Raw genomic sequence first — 16,069 nt, 5'->3', positions numbered from 1 at the left:
TCAACTATTGGGTTTCACCCGTTCAGTCGTGCCCTACGCAGCTTGTACGGTGAAGGTCGCTGCGTAAGGGTGTCCGTTCCGTGGTGTGGCGGAGAGGAACAAGTACCCGGAGGGGTCCCACTTTGTCTCGAAGCCTTTGCCGGATCCCAGCCAGCGAAGTGTGATTTCCTGTCCCGTCCAACGGGGTAGGTGCAGGGTCAGTTCGTTCTGTGCATGACCGCGCTGCCAGACGGTTACCAGGTCCCTTTCGGAAGCCCGGAGTCCTACGGATAACCACTGGTCATTCCACAGAGGTATTCCTGACGGATAGAACGCGGTGGAGGCTTGGATCTCCGGCAGTACTTCCTTGTGTGCTGATACGGCTTCGCGTACCAATGCCAGCTGGCTGGTTGTCATCCTGTCGAGGAAGCCCGAGAGGCACATCCGGCCGAGCATCCCGGTGGCCATGGTGAACCGTATTTCCTCGTCGTCCATTTCGGGCTGGGGGTAGGCCCAGTTGGCTGCCTGCTCGGGGAGGACGCTGAGGAAGGCGTTGGCGGCGATGGGCGGGTACAGCATCGGATCCTGCTGGTCGGAGGTCGACTGAAGGTCAAGGCGTGCCAGAAGCGCGTAGTCCTGGCGCATCGCGCCGGAGGCGCAGTTTTCAATGATTACCTGGGGATGGCGGGCTTTCACGCCGTCCAGCCAGTCAAGGTAGGCCCGGTTATGTCCGAGCAGGCCGTCGCCGGAGGAGCTGGTGCCGAGATCAGTTCCGGTACCGGCGGTGATGTTGTAGTCGAGCTTGAAATAGCCCGTGTTGAAGTCCTCCACGAGTCTGTCCACGGTCTCATCGAGGTGGTCTCTCGCTGCCGGATGCCTGAAGTCCAAGTGGTACCGGCCGTGTTCTACTACACGGACGCCTCGGCGCTGAAGGAATGCCTCTTCGGGCAGAGATGCGGCCATGGGGCTTCGGACGCCCACCACTTCCGGTTCAAGCCAGAGCCCGACGCCCATGCCGGAGGAGCTGATAGCGTCGGTGACCTCTGAGAGACCGTTGGGGAACCGTGCAGTTGAGGGTTGCCACTCCCCCACAGCGTCCCACCAGTCGGTTGTGTCGTCGTACCAGCCAGCATCGATGCAGAAGATGTCAGCACCGGCGTCAGCGGCAGCTGTGACCAGCGGAAGGAGCCTATGGGTGCTGGGGTCCCCCATCAGCGTGTTCATGAAGTCGTTGTAGATCACGGGCGGTCGGCCCTGGAGAGCTTGAGCGCGGAGCGCCCGGCGGTGTGAGGTCATCTGAGCAAGCGCCCCGTGCAGACCTTTTTGGCTGATGGCCAGGGCGGCCGGCACCGTGGAGAACTCCTCGCCGGGCTGCAGGGAATGCAGCCAGCTGTGTTGATCATCTGTAGGACCGAGCAGGGCGAGGCCGAGGGCGCCGCGGGTCTCGCTCAGCTCCCAGGCCCATCCCCCGTTGTGTTCGACCTGCCACATCCAGCACCACTGGGCATCGGCATCTACAAGGGCAGCGGTAGGCAGAGGCCCCCCCGTGGACCAGGATGAGGTCGAAGAGCGCAGCAGGTGCCCCCGTTGGTCCTGCGCGTGAAGGCTCAGGTTCAAATCAGGCAGGTTTCGGCGTAATTCTTCCAGGGTCCATTGGTTTTCACCCAGCCATTGCGAGGTAGCCGAGGCCAGTTGCAAGGTGGCGGCGTCCACGGAGTGGTGTCCGGCCAGAAGCGGGAGGGCCAGTGTCGAGACGGCCTGGAGCCAGACGGGTTTTCTTCCGCTGTTACGGAGGGTCGTCACGGCCTGGACGGTCGCGGCACCGGTGGCGGCACGAAGGACAACTTCTGCTTCCAATCCGGTTTCCTCGTCACGCTGGAGCACGGTGAGGATGTGCCATTGGCCATCTCTTGTGGTTGTGTGCCCGACATACCTGAGGCGTTTACCAATGGCGGATTCAGCGTACCGCTGGCTCGTTCTGGCCCTGCCCTCCTCAACGGTGAGGATTTCCACCAGCGCACCACCGGATGCCAGCGGTGCCGAAGGGGCTTCGGCAGGATGCAGGTATGCGACGCCGACCGGGCTGTCCCTGCCGATGCGCAGGGCCACGTGCAGGGCGCCGTTTGACCATTCCATGTAGCTGTTGTTTTCCATTGCTATGCCATCCTCACCAGGTCGTTCAGGCTGACCGGGAACCTCTGGGGGGCAGCTGCGGCGTAGCGTTCAATTTCATCTACCGCGTAAGCTGCCAGGCGGTGCAGCTCGGTACCCATCGAACCGGCAATATGGGGTGTCAGCAGGACGTTGGGGAGGGTAAACAACGGGTGGCCGGCGGGTAAGGGCTCCGGGCTGGTGACGTCAAGGAAGGCATTGAGCCGGCCTGCTTCCAGCTCAGCAACCAGTGCCTTCTGGTCCACGAGTTCCCCTCGGGCTGTGTTGATCAGGGTCGAGCCGTCCTTCATGGCGGCAAGCCGGGCGGGGCCGATCATGTGCAGGGTCTCTGGCAGAACCGGCGCGTGCAGGGACACGATGTCGCTGCAGCTCATAAGCTCATCCAGGCTAACCCGGCGGGCGCCCAGCCGCAGCGCCTCCGCGTCGCTGATCGTTGGGTCATAGACGGTGACATCAAAATCAAAGGGCCGGAGACGTTCAAGGACCAGCCTTCCAATGGTGGAGGCTCCGACGATTCCGATGGCGCGCTCGTAGTTGCCGGTGTCCGGGAACTCCTGCTCCCGGTCAATTTTGGTTTGGCGCTGCCTGTAGAGGTGGCTGGCAGTGATCGCTGACTTCCCCGCCAGAAGGATGAGCCCGAGGGTGTATTCGGCCACGGGCAAGGCGTTGGCTTCTGCAGCCGTTGTCACGATGATGCCTTGCTCCCAGCACTCGGGCAGGATATGGCCCTTGACGCTTCCGCCTGCGTGGGCAATGAGCCTGAGCCGTGGCATCCGGGCAAGAACCGTTGCGTCGATGCGAGGGGAGAACCAGCCGGTGAGGAGAACATCGATGTCCCGGATGGCTTCGTCGGTCGTCGTGCCGAAGTCCTGGATGACCATGCTGAAGTCGCAGTCGCAGATCGATTCGAACCGCCTGCGGAGGCGTTTGGAAAACAGGGCGTCCCGCAGGTCGGCGTCCTGCATTGCCAGGGCCGCTTTGGGCCGGAACACAGGCGTTCCTGACGCGGTGGTGCTGTGCAGTGCTGCACTCAATTGATGTCCTTTTCCCAATGTCTGTCGAACCATGTCCGGACGGAACCCAGTGCGACGTCCAGTTGCGCCGCCTGCGGATACCAGGCCTTTTCCCATTCAAGAGTGACCGGGCCGCGGTATCCGTTGCGGACCAACAGTTGGCCAAACTCCTCGGTTGGCAATGAACCCTTGCCGATGGGCAGGGGCGTACTGCTGGCGGGCATGTTGGCGTCTTTGATCTGGACCCAGCCGCGGCCGGTTGTCAGCCAGGGCTCGAGCGTTTTCCACGTCTCGTCCAGCGGTTCGCCGACGCGCCAGGGATGCAGTACATCCCACACCACTCCCACGGGTCCGTCCACCTGGTTCAGGATCCCTGCGACGTCCGTTCCCGTGGGGTGGGAATCGTGGGTTTCCAGCACCGGCAGGACGCCGAGGTCAGCCGCGTAGGGGGTGATGGCACTGAGCCTTCGTGCCGCTCGTTCATCCACCTCTGCACGTGATTCCACCAGGGGTGGGACCTCGGTGAAGGCGGCAGGCCGGGTGTCTGCGCCGGGGAATACCCGGACCATTGGTGCCCCGAGGTCCCTGGCGAAGTCGATTGCCTGGATAAGCTCGGCGACGACGGATACATTGGCACCTGGGGCCGCCACTTTCACGTAGCTAGCGATGCCTGTAACCTGCACACCTGCTGCCTGAATTCGGCGCCGGAGGTCATTCCGGGCCGCAGTACCCAAGCCCGGGTCGGCGATTTCCCCCGGTGCGAGCCGCAGTTCGATGCCGTGGATGCGGTGCTGCTGCAACCATGAGAGTACGACGTCCAGGGGTACTCCGGGTGCGCCCAGCGTTGAGGCTGACGGCGTGATCATGTTGTTCCTCTTGTTTGGAAGGGTCAGCCCTTGAGGCCTGCACTGGCCATGCCTTCAACGAAACGTTTCTGGGCAAAGATGAACAGGATGATCATGGGCAGCGTGGCGAGCGTAGCGCCGGCCATGAGGTACGGCCATTGCACGTTCAGAGGATCCTGCGAGAAGATCGCGAGTCCCACCTGCAGGGGTCGAAGCTCATCTGAGTTGGTGACGATGAGGGGCCACAGGAAGCTGTTCCACGCCGCTTCAATCTGGAAGACACCGATGGTGACCAGGGCCGGCTTGACCAGGGGCGTCATGATCCGGAAGAAGATCCCGAACTCTCCAAGTCCGTCCACCCGCGCTGCGTCGGCCAGCTCGGAAGGAAGCGTGACGTAGAACTGGCGGGCCAGGAAGGTATAGAGCGGTGCGATCGCCAAGGGAATGATCAGAGCCCACCAGGTGTTGAGCCACCCGGTCCCGCCCATCCCGAGGATGTCATTGCCGCCAAAGAGGGGAATGGACTTCACCAGCAGGAACAACGGCACCAGAATGATCTGGAAGGGAACCATCATCAAGGCGATGAAATAGTTCAGGATTCCGTTTGCACCGCGGATCGGAGCTTTTGCCAACGCATATCCGGCCATGGTGCAGAAAACCAGCGTCAGCGCGGTTTCCCCAAGGGTAAGGACCAGGCTGTTCCAGAAATAGCGGAGGAATGGTGCTGCGTCCATTGCCTCCACGAAGTTGGACCAGTGGAATTCCGTGGGCAGCCAGGAGAACGTGCCAACTTCGCTGTTTGATTTGAGCGCGGTGAGGATCATCCAGATGAACGGGCCGACCATGAGCAGACTGCCCAGTGAGAGTACGACATAGAGGACTACGCGCCCCGGCGTGAGATTCTTAATGCGCATCCTGGTTTTTCCTTTGCGAACGACCACCCAGGTAGATGAAGGCAGCGACGAGTACGAGCATGATCACCGTTTCGGCCGAGGCATAACCGAGGCGGAGGCCTTCAAAGGCGTTGTTGTAGATGTCGAAGGTCAGCACGGTGGTGGAATTGACCGGACCGCCCTTGGTCATGACGAAGACAAGGTCGAAGACCTGGAACGTCTGAACGATGGCGGTGATCAGCACGAAATAGTGGGCCGGGCCGAGGGCGGGCCAGATGACGTTGCGGAAAACCTGCCAGCGATTGGCGCCATCCAGGTTCGCCGCCTCCAGCAGTTCGTTGGAGACGCCCTGAAGAGCCGCCAAATAGACGATCATCTTGGCACCCAGTCCTTGCCAGATGCCGACGGCCATCAGAGCAGGCAGGGCTGTGGCGGGGTCATTCAGCCACTCGGAGCGGGTCAGCCCGAAGAGGCTCCCTACGGCGTTGGCCAGGCCGGCGCTGGGATGGTAGATCCAGAGCCATACCGAGGCGACCGCCACGGTCGCGGTCACGACGGGCAGGTAGTAGACCGTCCTGAAGAAACCGAGGCCTCGGATCTTTTGGTTTAGTCCCAGCGCGATGATAAGGGCCAAAACCATGGACAGGGGAACGACGGCGAGGGTGTAAAGGATGGTGTTGCGGAACGCCGCTTGGAAGCGGGCGTCCTGGAACAGCTCGACGTAGTTTTCCGTGCCGATCATCTGCCAGGCGCCGGAAAAATCGTAGTTCGTGAAGCTCAGGAAGATTGCGGCGAGGGCGGGCACGGCGAGAAAGAATGTCGAGTGCAGCAGGGCCGGTGCCAGGAGCAGCCAACCGGCGCGGGACTGCTGTCGGGTAAGACGTGACTTCCGCCCCGCAGGGCGTGCGGCGCGGGTGTTAGCCGCCCCCGCCGCACGCACCGCTGGTTTGGCCTCTTTGAGAGTGCTCACTTTGACTGCTGCTCCAGAGCCTTGAGGGTTTCCTCGACTGACTTCTTACCCAGAAGGGCATCGTCAAGGCTTGTTCCAAACGTCCCACGCAATTCGAGCCAGTTCGCGGCTCCGCCCTCAAACTTGGCGTCGCCAAGGTTTGCGGCCACGAACGTGCTCGCGGGGTTGGACTTTACGACCGGCGAATCCGCGGCGTCCTTGCCTGCCGGGACCGCGAAGTTCAGGGTCGCGATGCCGGCCTCAGCCTCCGGCTTGTTGAGCTCCTGGATGAAGTCCCACGCCGCTGCCTTAAGCTTGCTGCTCTTACCTACTGAGGCAAGCTGGCCGCCGGTGAACATGGAGCCTTCCTTGTCTTTGACGTTGAAGTAGACGAGGTCATCGCAGACGGCCTTGCCTACGCCCTTATCGGAGCAGTCAATGTATCCGCCGGTGAATCCCAGGGCAGCTTCGCCCGTGTTGACCAGGGGGGATTTCGCGGCGTTCTGTGCACCGTACTTCTGCACGTTGTTCACCATGCTCTTCATCCATTCAAGGGTCTGCACGCCCTCGGAACCGGAGAACTCTGCTTCGCCGTCGGTGTTGTACAGGGGCTTGCCCAGTGACCCGAGCAGGGCAACGAAGTCCTGGCGGTAGCCACCCGGCGCCGCCCAGAAGTCAAAGCCTGCCTGGGTGATGTTCCCGGCGGCATCCTTGACGGTGAGCTTCTCAGCAGCGGTCTTGATTTCGGCCATGGTTGTCGGCGGCTTTGACGGATCAAGACCCGCCTTCTCGAAGAGTGATTTGCGCAGGGCCAAAGGCTTGGGCCCTGCGATCAACGGAACGGCGTAAACCTTGCCCTTGTATTCCGAAGCCGGGACGAGGGCGGGGTTCGTCGATGTGCCAAGCGATTCGGCGGTGGCGCCGAACGTTGAGAGGTCCTCAAAGACGTTCTTGGCGGCGAACGGAGGCACCCAGCCGATCCCGGTCACCAGGACGTCGTAACCCTGGCCTCCAGCAATGGAAGTGGAGATCTTTTGGTTGAGGGTGTCGAAGGTTGCGAAGTCAGGTTCGACAGTCACCTGCGGATATTTGGTCTTGAAGGAAGCCACTACCTTCTCAAGCTCGGCTTTACCTTCGTTGCTGGCGGGGTAGCTCGGAACCAGGACCCGAAGCGTTCCTGTCAGTTCCGCGGGGTTCGAAGCGGGGGCAGTAGATGCACCGCCGGAGCCGCAGGCTCCCAGAGCCAAGGTGCCGGCGACTGCCAGCGCGAGAAATCCTGCACGTCGACGTGCCATATCAAATCCTCCTGATGTAGCCACCCGGCGTTGGGTGGCGCTGCATCGAGTGTATGATATCGATATCAGAGGCGCAAGTCACAACCGTCATTCCATAGGATGATGAGACGTGAAGCGGCTCCGCTCCCCGGAAATGATGCTGCAGACAGTGAATGGAAGTTATGGAACAGCAAAGGCGCAGGCCCCGAAGTGCGGCAGTCATGGCTGCTTTGGAAACTGTCGGAGACACCCTCCTGCTGCAGGTCCTGTTCCTGCTCGTCAGCCTTCCGCTGTTTACTATTGTTCCTGCGGCCGTCGCTTTACAGCGCGCGTTGCGCAAAACGGTCATCGAAGAGCGTCCCGGGGTGGCCCGATCTTTCTTCGGGGAGTTCTCCTGGGCCTGGTCCCGTGTTGGCTATCTGGGCTTGGCCGTGCCGGTGGCCATGGCTGCAGCTGTCTTTTCCATCCTGTTCTGGCTCGCAACACCAGGGGCTGCGGGCGTGCTGGCACTGTGCATAATCATCCCGATCTGTGGCATAGGGGGCGCGGCTTACGTGGCACTGTTGGCCGTGTCCATGGTTGCCGAGGATGACGTCACCGGCCCGGAGCTTGTGAGATCGGTTCGGGGTCTAATGCTGGCTAAGTCCCTACCCCTTGCCGGCTGCGTGGTTGTCTTGAGCACCTGGCTGCTTCTGGCCTTCCGCCTGCCGACCTTGATTCCGCTAGGTAGCGGATTAGTCCCTGCCTTTCTCGCCTGGCTGCTCGTCCGCCAACAAATGGGCGCCCGCAACAGCGCTTCGGGATAACCTTCCCCATAGAGCTCAAATTGGAACGGCAAGGACTGACATGAGAATTACGAAAGATTCCCGCCAACCGGTGATCGCCGACGTGGCCCGCCTCGCGGGTGTCTCCGTGCCAACAGTCTCGCGCGTTTTAACCGGAAACATCCCGGTCAGCGAGGAGCGTCGGCAAAGAGTGCTGGCTGCAATCGAAGAGCTGAATTACCGACCGAGCTCACTAGCCAGAGCGCTGAAAAGCGGCGAACGATCGATGATCGCGATCTTTGCGGCCAGCACCTCCACCTATGGCTACGCCAACACTCTGGCCGGCATCGAGGAGGTGGCGCAGGGAGCAGGCTACTCCGTGGTGATATCGGCTGTGAAATCTTCGGAAGACCAAGATGTGAAAGCCGCGCTCGAAATAGCCCTGCAACAGCAGCTTGCGGGGATCATCGTCCTCGACTTCGATCCATCAGGCGCAGAAGTGCTCAAGCAACTGCCGAAGAGCATACCCACTGTCGCCGCATCCGGGTTCTCAGCTGGCCAGCCCGGCTTTCCCTACGCGTTCATTGATGAGTACGCAGCCGGACGCGAGGCCACGCAACACCTGCTCGACCTGGGACACTCAACCGTCCATCACCTGGGCCTTTATCCTCTGACCCAGTTCTCGGGGCGATACCAAGGATGGCTCGATGCGCTCTCTGATGCCGGCATTAAGCCGCCCCCTGTACTTGAAGCCTCTCGCGCTCCGAGATCGGGCTACGAACAAGGACTTCGGATCGCCGCCGATCCAGGAATAACAGCAGTCTTTTGCTCAAATGACGGACTCGCTCTCGCAGCCCTCCGCGCACTCACCGAGAAGGGAGTGGCGGTTCCGGACCAAGTATCCATAATCGGCTGGGACAACCAGCCCTTCAGCGAGTTCACATGGCCCGCCCTGAGCACAGTCGCCCCCGACTTCAAGGACCTCGGTGTTAGAGCCTTCCGTTTGCTCCAACAGCAGCTGTCCGGAGCGGAGGAAATTGCTGACTCAACCGTCCGACCCCAGCTTTTGGAAAGAGAGTCCACCGCCGCACCAGGTCGGCGGCCAGTAGGCTCCCCCTCCCAGTGAGCGCAGTGCAGGGCAACTACGTCCACAGGTACGCGACCCCCTATGTGACCGGACGCAGGTCCGGAGCCAACTCAAGCGAAATTGTCCAGTTAAACCACACCCCAACCTGACGTCAGTCAGGTTCAAAGGGGTGGTCGGAGTAGAAATTGATTCTTCTTTTCTGACAATGGCTTGCGAATACTCTTAATCGACTCGGCCGACCGCTAGCGCAAACGCAAGGCTCTATCTGGGTTGAGAATGTCAATCTGGGCCCAGTCGCTTTTTGATTTGTGCGATCAATACAGTACTTGAGGCTCCCGCCCGTCATCGTGCCGCGCTCCCCTACGCTTGATCGCAACGGCGCACGTGCACTGTTTGTCGTGCTGCCTCAAGGGTCCCGCGGCCCTGTCCAACCCGGAAGTTACGCGCCGCGCATTACGGAGATACCCGTCGCCGGTGCCCAGCATGGGCACACCTAAAGCAGACGTAAAGTGTGGACGGTGTCCACACTTCCTTTGGCAGGACAAACGCAGACCCAAAGCTCCACCTGACCACCGAAGGAAGCATTCCGAACAAGTTCCGCACCAAAGACGTCACCGTCATGTCGTATCCGTAATCCCGAACCATGAACAGGTTTTGGCCACCCCAACCAACCCGACAAAGTGCCCCTACCAGGAGTGAGAACTGAGAGATACCCAGACCGGGCCCATCCCGCAGGTCAGCCCGCCACTGCTCTTCACGCAACGAACGGAGTCGTTCGGGCGTCAAGAGCACACAGAAGGCGAGTACCAACTCAGCTGGCCTCATGCTCCACACCACTGGCCCTCGTTCATGGCAGGCGATGGCCACGAAGACGAGGATGAAGCATTTGCACGCTGGGCGTTCACCTGGTGGACCTCGGACCCCGGAAAATCGGCCTCCAGGTCCAGCGAGGCTCGAGAGGGGGTAGCGGCGCGAAGTGAGGCGCGGATTCCGCGGCTTGAGCCGGGGAGGAGCCCCTCTCCTACTTCACGCAGTTGGGGCACTTCCGGAAGCGTCACCTTCGGCCCCAGTCATGACTGCATCCGCAGACTTCAGCTTCAGCTCGAGCGACTCCACCAGGACGTCCAGGGGCTGCCTGACGTCGCCCAGCACATGGGCCTCGTCCGCCTCCAGGTCCTCCAGCGCGGCGAACTGGGAGTCCAGCAGCGTGCGCGGCATGAACTCGTGGGAACGGGCGTCCATCCGTGCGCCGATTGTTGCCGCAGTGCCGGCGAGGTGGACGAAGACAACGTCCGGTGCATAACTGCGAAGGAGGTCCCGGTACCGGCGCTTCAGCGCGGAGCAGGCCACTATCGGCGGGACTCCCGCGCCGCCGTCGTCCTTTCCTGCAAGCAACTCCCCCAGCCGGGCAAGCCACGGCTCCCGGTCCATATCCGTCAACGGAACCCCGGCGGCCATCTTTTGCTTGTTGGCTGCAGGGTGGAAATCATCCCCGTCGTAGAACGGCATCCCCAGCTGCTGGCCCAGCAAAGTCCCGACAGTGGATTTGCCGCACCCGGAAACGCCCATCACCACCAGTGGTGGCAGCTTCCCGCTCACTGGTCTTCCCCCGTTGCCCCGAAACTGAGGAGGACTTTGCCGGAGATGGTGGAATCCTTGGCAATTTCGAAGGCGTGCAATGCCTGGGCGAGGGGGTATTCGTGAGTGATGACGGGCTCGATGTGCAGGGAGCCGTCCGCGAGGGCGGCGACCACCTGGTCTATTTCGTCGTTGAAGCGGAAGGAGCCTTTGAGGTCCAGTTCGCGGGTGATGGCCAGTGAGATGGGCACCGGCTGCATGCCGGTGGGCAGCAGGCCCACCATCACCACTGTTCCGCCGCGTACCGCGCCGTTGATGGCGGAAGCGAGGCCGTGGTGGTTCCCGGAGGACTCGATCACGACGTCGGCCTCCACGGCGGCGATGGCCGCGGTGCCCGCCGCGTTGATCACCGCGTCGGCACCGACGGCCCGGGCGATCTCCAGCGGCTTGGGGTGCAGGTCGACGGCGGTGATCCGAGCTGCGCCCGCACGCTTGAGGACCGCGACGGCCAGGGCTCCAATGGGCCCCGAGCCGATCACCAGCGCGGTCTTTCCACGGACATCCCCTGCCCGCGACACGGCGTGCCACGCGACCGACGCGGGTTCGATCAGGGCCGCGGTGCGCAGGTCCACGCCAGCCGGCAGGGGCCGCAGCATCCGCACCGGCAGGTTCACGTACCGGCTGAACGCCCCGTCCGTGTGCGGGTAGCGGGCCGCGCTGCCCAGGTAGGTGCACCCCGGCGACAGGTTGGGCCGGTCCGCCGGATACTTCGCCGCGCCGGGGCCGGGTGTGGCCGGGTGGACCGCGACGGCGCTGCCCACCTGCGGGCCGGACCCGTCGGCTGCGGCGCGCACCACGACCCCGGAAATTTCGTGGCCCAGCACCAGCGGGGCCTTCAGGATGGACTCCCCCGCCGCGCCGTGCAGCCAGTAGTGCAGGTCCGAGCCGCAGATGCCCCCGTATCGGACCTCCACCACCGCTTCATCCGCGGCAGGCCGGGGCAGCGGGACCTCGTCGATGCGCAGGTCACCGGCCCCGTGGGCCACCAGCGCCGGGCCGGACGCCGGGAGCTCCGCCACGCCAAGGGATGTTGAAGCCATCAGACCACCACCGTCATTCCGCCATCGATGAAGATGGTCTGCCCGTTCACGAAGTTGGAGCCGTCAGATGCCAGCCACACCACGGGTCCGGCGAGGTCCTGGGCGGTGCCCCAGCGGTGCGCGGGTGTCCTGCCCAGGATCCACGAGTTGAACTCCTCATCATCCACCAGGTTCTGCGTCATTTCGGTGTGGATGTAGCCCGGCGCAATGGCGTTGATCTGCAGCCCTGAGGCCGCCCATTCGGCGGTCATGGCGCGGGTGAGGTTCCGCAGGCCTCCCTTTGCCGCGATGTAGGGGGCGATGGTGGGTCGCGCCAGGTCGGTCTGGACCGAGCAGATATTGATGATCTTCCCCCTGCCCCGTTCGATCATGTGCCGGGCAGCTTCGCGGCCCACCAGGAAGGCGCTGGTCAGGTCCGTGGAGAGGACCCGTTCCCAGTCAGCCACGTCCAGCTCCAGCATCGGGACCCGGTGCTGGATCCCGGCGTTGTTGACCAGGATCTCCAGCGGGCCGACGTTCTCTTCAATCCAGCGGATGCTGCGGGCGGCAGCGCCGTCGTCGGTCACGTCGAAGGCAATGCTGTGGATCCGGCCAGGCGGGAAATCCGCTGCCATGGCAGCGGCTGCGTCCTTCAGCCGTTCCTCGTTGACGCCGTTGAGCACTACCGTTGCTCCGGCGTCGGCCAACGCCCGTGCCAACGACGAACCAATGCCCCTGCTGGAACCCGTCACCAAGGCAACCCTGCCGGTCAAATCAAAAAGCGCGCTCATGCGAACGGCCCCTGCTGCACGAGGTTGGCCGGGGTTTGCCCGGCGGCGAGGGCCTCGAGCTGGCGCTTCAGGAGTTTGAGGATCCGTGGTTCGAAGGCTGAGGCATTACCGCCAATGTGAGGGGTGATGAGTGCGTTTTCCGCGGACCACAGCGGGTGGCCTGCGGGCAGCGGTTCGGGATCGACGACGTCGATGGCGCACTGCAGGCGGCCGGACACCACTTCCCGGGTCAGGGCGTCGGTGTCCACCACGGCGCCGCGGCCCACGTTCACCACGAGGGCCCCGTTTGGCAGGGCTGCCAGGACGTCCCGGCCCACCAGGTGCTGGGTCTTGTCGTTCAGAGGGAGGACCGAGACCAGGATGTTGTGGCCGGCGGCGAGCTCCACCAGTTCGTCCGGGCCGTGGACCTGTCCGTCCGCGTCCGTCCGGGCTGAGCTTCCCACCCGGGTCACGGTGACTTCGAAGGGCTCGAGCCGGCGGGCGAGTTCCTTGCCGATGCCCCCGATGCCCAGCAGCAGGACGTTCCGGTCTGCCAGAGACTGACGGCGCTGCGGCTTCCAGCTTTCAATCTGCTGGTCCTTGACGGCCTGGTCAATGCCGCGCAGCTTGGCCAGGATGAGCCCCACGGCCAGTTCGGCCGTGGCAGCTGCGTGGACGCCTGAGGCGTTTGCCACTGCGGCGCCCGGCCCGGCAGCCTCGCGGACGCCGTCGTACCCTGTTGACTGCGTCTGCACGAATTTAAGGTCCGGGACCTTGGCCAGGGAACCCAGCACTGCCCCGGCGTCGATGTAGGGCAGGATGACGCCGTCGATGCCACCCAGCTCCTCCCCCGGTTCGTCCTTCATGTCCCACACGACGCCCCGTAGCCCTTCGGGGAGTGGCGAGAGGTCAGCCAGGAGCTGGGGTTCGGGGAAACTAACGGTTCGTACTAACTGCATCTTGAGGGCCTATCGGTTGGGCGGTGGAAAGGTAGTTCCGGGTTTGGGCGCCGCGGGGGCGGCTTTAGTCGGAGTCCCCGCGACGGTCGAAGGTGAGGCCGCCGGGGACCTGGAAGGTAGGCATGAGTTCCAGCATGCCAACGTTGACGTGGCGCGGGGTTTCGATGGCGTAGTCCAGGGCGTTGACGATGTCGTCGGTGGTCAGCGACTCGTAGCCCTCGTAGTACGTTTGCCAGGCTTCTTCCATGGCCTCGGGGCTGCCGCCCATGTTGCGGCCAAAGATCTCAGTTTCCACGCGTCCGGGGCAGATTTCGGTGACACGGATCCGCTTGCCCACCGTGTCGTTGCGGAGCTGCCGGGAAATTTGGTGCACGGCGGCCTTGGTCGCGTGGTAGACGGTGTGGCCGTAGAAGTTGTAGATACCGGCGATGGAACTGATGTTGACCACGTGGCCGAGGTCCCGTTCCACCATGCCGGGCAGGACCAGCCGGGTGAGCTGCAGCAGACCGCGGAGGTTCACGTCGATAAGTTCGTCGATGTCCTGCTCGGAGGAATCCAGGATGTTGCCCGGCCGGGAGACGCCCGCGCAGTTGACCAGGACGTCCACTTTCAGGTCATTGACGACGGCGGCCAGGGCGGCGGTGTCGGTCAGGTCCACCACGTGCGGGACTACTCCCGTACGGTCCGCCAGTTCAGCGAGGCGTTCCTCATTGCGGGCCACCGCGTGGACGGTGAGGCCGCGTTTGGCCAGCCGCTCGGCGATGGCGGCGCCCATGCCGGTGGATGCACCGGTGACGAGGGCGGTGGTGTAGTCGGAAAAAGGCATTGGTACTCCAAAGTGGTGGAATTCGGGCGGGCTCTTGCGTCCGGCAATGGGTCGGACGTCAGAGCCCCGGGTTGGCAGGGGTTAGGGATCGCGCAGCGGTTCGTGCGCGCGGTCCTTGGCGGCGGGAAAAGCATTCATGATGTTCAGGCTCCTGACGCTGGGCTGAGTTCATGCCAGCGCTGGCCGGCGCCGATGCCGAGGAGTCCGAAGACAGTGTTGATTGTGTTCCGGAGCCTGTCCAGTTCAAGGCAGGCTGTCCGGTGCATGGCTGTTGCTTCAGCCACGGTTGTCTTTCTGAAGGTGACGGTGTGTCCAGGCCTGGCTTGCGCCAGGACGTCCAGTGAGCGGCTCGTGACCACCGCCAGGACCGGATAGCCCGCCGTCACGCCGCGTCCCCGGTGCAGGACCAGCAACTCCTCCCGGGACGGGATCTCGATGGCCCCGACCGGGACACCGCGGGAGAGCACTTCGGACGTGAGCTGGCGTTCGGGCAGGGCACCACCGAGCCGGAGCCCGATGTGGTTGCTGCGGGGGCTCACGGTGTACTGCGTGCTGAACAGCAGGCCTGCCGTTTCCCCGAATTCCGCTACGTCCGGCCCGTCGGTGACGTCGACGACCGGGTTGGTAGTGAAGGCGGGTTCGGTGAGGCCCAGCCGGAACAGCGGCAGGCCAAAGTGCGGCTGGGTGATGGGCGCTGTGGTCTTCCGGGTTTCCAGGCGGAAGCCCTCCACGAGCTTCAACCCGAAGCCCACCACAGTGTCCGGGGCGCAGCTGCCGAGCAGGCTGGGGACTGTGAAGGATCCGTGGACGGCGATGTAGGCGCGCAGTCCGGTCCGGATTCCCCGTACGGCCACGACTTCGCCGGCCCGGACGGATACCGGTTCCCACTGGGGGCAGTCGCGTCCACCCACCGTGAGGTCCATGGGCGCTCCGGTGACGGCGATCAGCAGGTCGGTGGTGGCGCGCATCCGGAAGTCCAGGGCAGTGAGTTCCAGCAGGGGGTCGTTGTCTTCGTTGCCGGCAAGGATGTTCGCGGCCTTGGCCGAGAATTGGTCCAGGGCCCCGTTAACGGGCAGTCCGAACGCCGGGCCTTTAGTCCGGCCGAGGTCGGTGACCACGGAGTGGCCAGGCTGCAGGATAATCAGCGAGCCGGTCATGGCCGGGCCTCCAGGAACTTCCCCGTGAAGTTTTCGAAGTCCCCTGCAGGGATCCTATAGAAGCGCAGTTCGTCACCCGGAACATAGGGCACCAGAGGTTCGCGTGCCGCGTCCAGGACTGTTAAAGGGGTCCGCCCGATGACGCACCAGCCACCCGGAGCCACTGCGGGCGCGATCACTGCCTGGCGTCCGGCAACTGACACCGCGCCCGCGGGAACGGACAGCCGCGGGTCCTTGAGACGCGGCACCGGGACCGGGAAGTCCGGCCCATCCATCATCGGAGAACCTGCCGGCGCCCCGAGGCAACGGATGACGTAGGTCTTTGCGGTGTGCCTGGCAATCACGTCCTCAACGTCCAGGCCCTGGTGGTCCGCCACGCGTTCCAGGTCGGGCCCGTATTCCCCGCCGTAAACCACGGGAACCTCGAAGCGGCGCGGTTCCCGCATAGCGGGGCCGGTGAAGTCCAGCTGGCGCATTCCCAGGAGGACGAACGCCCGGACCTGCCGCGCTGAGGTGACGTAGGGGTCGAATTCCACCAGGACCGAGTCGTAGGTGGGAACGGCGCCGTAAATGCCGTCGACGCCGGCCGTGGCCAGCCAGCCAGCCAGGGAGTGGACAGTGGCCCAGTTCGCTTCCGCATCACCGGACCGTGCCACCACCCGCAGGGCGGCGTCTCCGGATTCGAAAATATCCAGCGCTGTTGGCGTTGTCGTTGCGGCCATCG

General features: G+C 63.5%; 15 protein-coding genes. 2 read left to right on the top strand and 13 right to left on the bottom strand.

Going from position 1 to position 16,069, the window contains the following annotated elements; all coding sequences use genetic code 11:
• Window positions 1-33: 33 nt before the first annotated feature.
• The 6 genes from FBY33_RS14200 to FBY33_RS14175 form a co-directional block, all read right to left on the bottom strand.
• A complete protein-coding gene (locus FBY33_RS14200) occupies window positions 34-2,133 on the bottom strand; it encodes a glycoside hydrolase family 36 protein (protein WP_142031114.1) in 2,100 nt (699 codons plus the stop codon).
• 2 nt (window positions 2,134-2,135) lie between these two features.
• On the bottom strand, window positions 2,136-3,185 hold the full coding sequence (locus FBY33_RS14195; RefSeq protein ID WP_235010575.1) for a hydroxyacid dehydrogenase: 1,050 nt from the start codon (window positions 3,183-3,185) through the stop codon (window positions 2,136-2,138).
• Window positions 3,182-4,030: a sugar phosphate isomerase/epimerase family protein gene (locus tag FBY33_RS14190; RefSeq protein ID WP_142031112.1), complete on the bottom strand. Its 849-nt coding sequence runs from the start codon at window positions 4,028-4,030 to the stop codon at window positions 3,182-3,184. The genes FBY33_RS14195 and FBY33_RS14190 overlap by 4 nt, the downstream gene beginning before the upstream one ends.
• A gap of 23 nt (window positions 4,031-4,053) precedes the next feature.
• On the bottom strand, window positions 4,054-4,923 hold the full coding sequence (locus tag FBY33_RS14185) for a carbohydrate ABC transporter permease (protein WP_142031111.1): 870 nt from the start codon (window positions 4,921-4,923) through the stop codon (window positions 4,054-4,056).
• On the bottom strand, window positions 4,913-5,707 hold the full coding sequence (locus FBY33_RS14180) for a carbohydrate ABC transporter permease (RefSeq protein WP_200831389.1): 795 nt from the start codon (window positions 5,705-5,707) through the stop codon (window positions 4,913-4,915). The genes FBY33_RS14185 and FBY33_RS14180 overlap by 11 nt, the downstream gene beginning before the upstream one ends.
• A 161-nt stretch (window positions 5,708-5,868) precedes the next feature.
• Window positions 5,869-7,146, bottom strand: coding sequence for an extracellular solute-binding protein (locus FBY33_RS14175; protein WP_142031110.1), 1,278 nt, complete (start codon window positions 7,144-7,146; stop codon window positions 5,869-5,871).
• Window positions 7,147-7,346: 200 nt separating this feature from the next.
• On the opposite strand from FBY33_RS14175, the gene FBY33_RS14170 reads away from it, so the two are divergent.
• Both FBY33_RS14170 and FBY33_RS14165 read left to right on the top strand, forming a co-directional pair.
• Window positions 7,347-7,931 carry a DUF624 domain-containing protein gene (locus FBY33_RS14170; protein ID WP_160141964.1) on the top strand — a complete coding sequence of 195 codons (585 nt, stop codon included), beginning with the start codon at window positions 7,347-7,349 and terminating at the stop codon, window positions 7,929-7,931.
• Window positions 7,932-7,971: 40 nt separating this feature from the next.
• On the top strand, window positions 7,972-9,015 hold the full coding sequence (locus FBY33_RS14165) for a LacI family DNA-binding transcriptional regulator (RefSeq protein ID WP_142031108.1): 1,044 nt from the start codon (window positions 7,972-7,974) through the stop codon (window positions 9,013-9,015).
• Between the two features lie 987 nt (window positions 9,016-10,002).
• Here the strand turns inward: FBY33_RS14165 and FBY33_RS14160 are convergent.
• From FBY33_RS14160 to FBY33_RS14130, 7 genes are all read right to left on the bottom strand, one after another.
• The gene (locus FBY33_RS14160) at window positions 10,003-10,575 is read right to left on the bottom strand and encodes a gluconokinase (protein WP_142031107.1); all 573 of its coding nucleotides are present in this window, start codon (window positions 10,573-10,575) and stop codon (window positions 10,003-10,005) included.
• A complete protein-coding gene (locus tag FBY33_RS14155; protein WP_142031106.1) occupies window positions 10,572-11,654 on the bottom strand; it encodes an L-idonate 5-dehydrogenase in 1,083 nt (360 codons plus the stop codon). Before FBY33_RS14155 ends, FBY33_RS14160 begins: the two co-directional genes overlap by 4 nt.
• Window positions 11,654-12,424 (bottom strand): SDR family oxidoreductase, encoded by a 771-nt coding sequence (locus FBY33_RS14150; RefSeq protein WP_142031105.1) that lies wholly within the window; start codon window positions 12,422-12,424, stop codon window positions 11,654-11,656. Before FBY33_RS14150 ends, FBY33_RS14155 begins: the two co-directional genes overlap by 1 nt.
• A complete protein-coding gene (locus tag FBY33_RS14145) occupies window positions 12,421-13,362 on the bottom strand; it encodes a 2-hydroxyacid dehydrogenase (RefSeq protein ID WP_142031104.1) in 942 nt (313 codons plus the stop codon). Before FBY33_RS14145 ends, FBY33_RS14150 begins: the two co-directional genes overlap by 4 nt.
• A gap of 64 nt (window positions 13,363-13,426) precedes the next feature.
• Entirely contained in the window at window positions 13,427-14,188 is a 762-nt protein-coding gene (locus FBY33_RS14140; protein WP_142031103.1) for an SDR family oxidoreductase, read from the bottom strand.
• A 143-nt stretch (window positions 14,189-14,331) separates the two neighbouring features.
• Entirely contained in the window at window positions 14,332-15,345 is a 1,014-nt protein-coding gene (locus FBY33_RS14135; RefSeq protein ID WP_142031102.1) for a biotin-dependent carboxyltransferase family protein, read from the bottom strand.
• Window positions 15,342-16,067: a 5-oxoprolinase subunit B family protein gene (locus FBY33_RS14130; protein WP_142031101.1), complete on the bottom strand. Its 726-nt coding sequence runs from the start codon at window positions 16,065-16,067 to the stop codon at window positions 15,342-15,344. The genes FBY33_RS14135 and FBY33_RS14130 overlap by 4 nt, the downstream gene beginning before the upstream one ends.
• Window positions 16,068-16,069 lie beyond the last annotated feature (2 nt).

This window comes from Arthrobacter sp. SLBN-112 (assembly GCF_006715225.1).
In the GTDB taxonomy this organism is placed as follows: domain Bacteria; phylum Actinomycetota; class Actinomycetes; order Actinomycetales; family Micrococcaceae; genus Arthrobacter.
Note: the sequence above shows the minus strand (reverse complement) of the source record. Positions and strands in the feature narration are given on the sequence as shown.